This is a genomic window from Kitasatospora sp. NPDC056783, assembly GCF_042789895.1.
In the GTDB taxonomy this organism is placed as follows: domain Bacteria; phylum Actinomycetota; class Actinomycetes; order Streptomycetales; family Streptomycetaceae; genus Kitasatospora.
In genome coordinates this window covers 1-4908 of record NZ_JBHUAF010000511.1, presented here as the reverse complement: position 1 = coordinate 4908, position 4908 = coordinate 1, and the positions used below count along the sequence as shown (strand labels likewise).

Sequence of the window (4908 nt, the reverse complement as noted above, 5' to 3'; positions counted from 1 at the left end):
CCCGTGGACGCTTCCACGGGCCCGCACCGTGGGCAGCCGGCTACCGGCGGGCGCAGACCGGGTCGGTGTCCGGCAGGCGTCCGGAGGCCAGGTAGGCGTTGACGGTGTCGTCCACGCAGGCGTTGCCGTAGATCCCGTACAGCTGGTGCTGGTCGGCTCCCCGGAGGGTCAGCAGGCGCGAGCTGGGCAGCATCTCGTGCAGGGCCACGCCGCCGCGGTAGGGGGCGCGGGGGTCACCGGTGGCGGAGAGGATCAGTGCCCGGGCGTCGCGGCGTACCTGGGTGGGCGCCTCGCGCGGGGCGTCCCAGAAGGCGCAGGGAGTGATGTTGCCGAGTTGCGGGCCGAACAGCGGGTGCTCGGCGCGACCGCGCTCGATCTCGCGCCAGTAGTGTCCGGGGTCGCGGGAGGCGGTTCCGTCCGCGCACGCGATGGCCTGCATGGCGCTGCCGGCCGGCGATCCCTGCGGACCGAACAGGAATCGCAGCAGGGCGGCGGTCTCCGCGGTCGGGGTGACCGGCCGGCCCTCCGCGGCGTCGGCGAGCATCGCCAGCTGCTCGGCGAGGGAGGCCCGTTCCGGGTCGGAGTCGCCCTGGAGTCCCGCGAAGAGCAGCAGCGGCACCCGGGTGTCGTCGAGTTCGACGGTGTCGGCGCCGGTGCCGAGGACGAGCGGGCGGTTCGCGGCCGTCTCGACGGTGCGCAGGACTCCGGCGGTCACCTCCTCGCGGGTGCGGCCGAGCCCGTACGTTCCGTGGCGGGCCGCCGCCCAGTCCGCCCAGTCGGAGAACGCGTGTTCCAGTCCGGGCAGTTGGTTGGGGAGCAGCGCGGGGCCGACGTGGCGCGGGTCCAGCGCGCTGTCGAGCACCATCCGGTCGACGCGGCCGGGGAACATCTGGGTGTACACCGTGCCGAGGTACGTGCCGTAGGAGAGGCCGAGGTAGGAGATCCTCCGTTCGCCGAGCGCGCCCCGGACCACGTCCATGTCCCGGGCCGCGTCGCGGGTGCCCGCGTACGGCAGCAGGTCGCCGGCCGTCGAGCGGCACCGGGCCGCGAGGTCGCGCTGAAGAGTGACCTGGCGTTCGAAGCCCGCCCGGCCGGTCCCGGCGGACTGGATGCTGAAGCCGACGGGCCAGCCGCAGTCGATCTGCGCGCTGCGGCCGACGAAGCGCTGGTCCAGCCCGACGATGTCGAAGCGCCCGGCGGTTTCCTTGAGGGCGGCGTGCACCCGGGGCGGTGCGCCGAGCGTCGGGCTGCCGGGGCCGCCGTCGTTGAGCAGCAGCGTGCCGATCCGGTGGCGGGTGTCGGTGGCCTCGATCCGGGAGAGCGCCAGTGTGAGGGTGCGTCCGCCGGGGTTCGCGTAGTCGAGTGGCACGGTGACGTCCGCGCAGCGGGCGCCGGCCTGGTCGAGTGCGGCACCGTCCGGGTCGTCCGGGCCCAGGACGCAGGTGTGCCAGTCGAGGTGCTGACCGTAGTAGCGGTCGAGCCCCTGGGCTTGGCCTTGCGGGCCTTCCGCGGCCCGCGCGGGCAGGGTCGTGGTGGCGGCCGCGGTCAGGCAGGCCGCGAGGGCGAGGCCGGTCGCGACGGCGCGCCGCAGGGTCCGGGGCCGTCGGACGGCGGGAGCGGAGCGGCTGCGCTGGGGTTCGGGCATGAGGCCTCCTCGGCGACGTGGGACTCTTCCCTGCGGAACCGGCCGGGGAGAGCCCCTGTGATCAGCCTTCCCTGCTCCGTCCCCGGGCCGGATCCGTCGTGGTGGAGCGCCCGGGACGAAGCGAAGCACCTGGGCCCCGAGGCCGTCACGGAGACGGCCCCGCGGCACAAGCACTCCAGCGTAAACGCCGAACTGGCCCTGAAAGGTTGAGAGTTCGTATCGCTTCAGGGGTCACGTCCCCTCGGTCGACCTCGCGCTCACCACTCTTCCGCAGGGTGGCGCCACCCCTCCACCGACAGCACCCGGGCATCGAAATCCAGTAGCCACTCGGTGACGTTCCGGGCAGGATGGCTCCGTGAACCATGTCCTGTGCGGGCTGGCCGCCAACGTGAGCCTGCCGTCCGAGTTGGTCGACCGGCTGATCGCGGTGGCGGTCGGGCTCGCGGACGCCGAGATCGCCGCGGGCCTCGCCCATCGGGCCGACCTCAGCCACGCGCAAGCGGTGGTGCTGGCCTCCGGTGTCGAGGAAAGCGCGGTGTCGCTGGCGTACGCAGGCCTGCTGACCGCCGCGGACGTCGACCCCGTGACGCGACCGAACGTCGCGCTCGCCCTGCTGGACGAGCGTGCCGGACGCCCGGAGTGGGCGCGCCTCCTCGCGGCAGATCCGGTCGTCGAGCGCCGGGAGAAGCTGGCCGCCTGCTCCGGCCTTCCGCTCGATGTGGTGGAGACGCTGGCCACCGACTCGGACGTACAGGTCGTCGCGGAGCTCGCGTTGTGGACGACACCGGAGACGGCCACCGGACTCGCGGCACATCCGCATGCCGAGGTCCGCCGCGCGGTGGCGGCCAACGAGGCGACGCCACCGGCCGTCCTGGCGGCGCTGCTCACCGGAGAGGGGCTGCCACCCGCGCAGCGGTGCCTGGTCTGCGACCGTGAAGCGGTTCCATTCGTCCACGATCCACAGTGCTCGCGACTCGACTGCGATCTGCTGCCCGACGCCTCCTGCGACGGCTCCCACGAGTCCACCGCGCACGAGACGCGGCGGATGGCGATTCGGAATCCGTTCACACCTGCCGAAGCCGCTGCCGGCTTCGTCGACCACCCGTCGCTTCTGCTGCGCCGGGCACTCGCCGGCCGCCCCGATCTGCCATCGGAGGCCTGCGCTCGGCTCGCCGTGGACGCGAATCCCGGTGTTCGAGCCGATCTCGCCGAGAATCCGGCGATCGGCGAGGTCCTGATCCGCGCACTGGCCGCCGACCGAGACCACGAAGTGCGGCGCAGTCTCGCCCACAACCCGCTCGTACCGCTCGACGTGCTGATCCACCTGGCCGGCGCTGCCGGGATCGGCGCCACTCTGCTGCCGCGGATCGCCTCGGCATCCCCCGAGGAGGTCGAGAAGCTGGCCGGATCACCGAAACCGGCCGCGCGGATGCTCGTGGCCCAGCGCCGCGATCTGCCACCCGCCGTACGTGACGCGCTGGCCGCCGACCCCGACGCGAAAGTGGTCAAGTCCATCGCTCCACACCCGGGCCTCTCGGAAGGCCGACTGCGCGCCATGGTCGACCGGCACGGAGTCCGGGTCGTCGCCAAGGTGGCCGCCAATCCGGACGCGACTCCGGCACTTCTGGAGGACCTCGCCCGGCGCGAACCACCGGTGCGGAAGGCGTTCCGCGAGATCGCCCGGCATCGCCACGCGTCGGCACCGGCGCTGCTCGCCTGCCTGGCAGACGCACAGGCGAGGCCTGTAGCCGCCGGCCGTGCGGAACTTCCGCCGCCGGTCATCGAAGAGCTGCTCAGCGACGCCGACCGGCGGGTGGTGGAGGCGGCAGCCGCCAATCCCTCGCTGCCCCTCGCTGTCATGTCGGATCTGATACCCCGGCTGTAAGCCCTGGCGGCCCTTGGACTCGACCGGGAACACCACTCGGTGGGGTGGTCGACGATTCCGGCGGTGGTGTCAGGACTCCGCAGGGCAGCCGCCGGCCGTCGCGAGCCCGGGGGCTGATGCTCTCGGCGCGGGTGCGGCAGGCCCGGCGGTCAGCGCCCCGAGGACCCGCTCGCGCCGGTCGGTGCGGTCGATCTGTCCACAGCCCGCGGCATGGGCCGCTTTCCCTCCCGTGCCTCCGAGTCCGTCAGCTGACCTTCCGTCATCCTGCGCACCATGGCACACTCCTGTCGTCGCGGGCCGTGCGATCCCCACAGGGGATCACCGGGGAGCGGGCCGGGTAGGAGCGGGCCCGAGCGTCCTGGGTAACCACGAGCGCCCCGGTACTCACCCGGATAGGACAGGCGGACGACCATGAGGATGACGGACCCGCACGACAGGCCCCCGGTGCCGGCCGGCACCGGCGCCGACCCCACACCGCAGGACCGCCCGTTCCGGATGGAGACCCACGGCCTCGACGTCATCGCCGAGAGCGAGCGCAAGGGCAGCCCCCGCACCCTGTTCTGGCCCTGGTTCGGGTCGAACGTCTCGGTGCTCGGGCTCAGTTACGGAGCCTTCGTCCTGGGCTTAGGCATCTCCTTCCGGCAGGCCCTGATCGCCTCCGTGATCGGCATCGTCTTCTCGTTCCTGCTCTGCGGCTTCGTCGCCGTCGCCGGCAAGCGCGGCTCGGCGCCGACGATGGTCCTCAGCCGCGCCGCCTACGGCGTGCGCGGCAACCGGCTGCCCTCGGTGATCTCCTGGATGCTCACCGTCGGCTGGGAGACCGTCCTCGTCGCGCTCGCCTCGCTCGCCACGGCCACCGTGTTCGACCGGCTCGGCTGGGGCGGCGGCACCGGCACCAAGGCCGTCGCCCTGGTCCTGGTCGGTTTGCTCACCGTCGTCGGCGGTGTGATGGGCTTCGACCTGATCATGCGCCTGCAGACGCTCATCACCATCGTCACCGGCGTGCTGACGCTCGTCTACGTGGCCCTCGTCGCCGGCCACATCCACGTCGACGCGGTCACCGCGATCCCCGACGGCTCCACCCAGGAGTTCATCGGCGCGCTGGTGTTCATGATGACCGGCTTCGGCCTCGGCTGGGTCAACGCGGCCGCCGACTACTCCCGGTACCTGCCGCGCTCCTCCTCCGGCACCGGCGTGATCGGCTGGACCACCTTCGGCGCCAGCGCCGCCCCCCTGCTGCTGACGGTCTTCGGCCTGCTGCTCGCCGGCTCCTCCAACGAGCTCTCCGAGGCCGTCGCCGCCGATCCGATCGGCGCCCTCACGACGATCCTGCCGACCTGGTTCCTGGTGCCGTTCGCGGTGGTCGCCGTCCTCGGCC

Annotated in this window: 3 protein-coding genes; 2 read left to right on the top strand and 1 reads right to left on the bottom strand. The window is 72.9% G+C overall.

From position 1 onward, the window contains the following. Positions 1–40: 40 nt before the first annotated feature. On the bottom strand, positions 41–1645 hold the full coding sequence (locus tag ACFRMQ_RS38125) for an alpha/beta hydrolase (protein WP_380735464.1): 1605 nt from the start codon (positions 1643–1645) through the stop codon (positions 41–43). Between the two features lie 355 nt (positions 1646–2000). Here ACFRMQ_RS38125 and ACFRMQ_RS38120 point away from each other — a divergent pair, with 355 nt between their 5' ends. Then, on the top strand, positions 2001–3530 hold the full coding sequence (locus tag ACFRMQ_RS38120) for a hypothetical protein (protein WP_380735463.1): 1530 nt from the start codon (positions 2001–2003) through the stop codon (positions 3528–3530). 417 nt (positions 3531–3947) lie between these two features. Beyond that, the coding region (locus ACFRMQ_RS38115; protein WP_380735462.1) for a purine-cytosine permease family protein at positions 3948–4908 on the top strand (961 nt) is incomplete at its 3' end.

Excerpts from the sequence above, each read along its gene's own strand:
- ACFRMQ_RS38125 (WP_380735464.1), bottom strand. The coding sequence starts at position 1,645 with ATGCCCGAACCCCAGCGCAGCCGCTCCGCTCCCGCCGTCCGACGGCCC.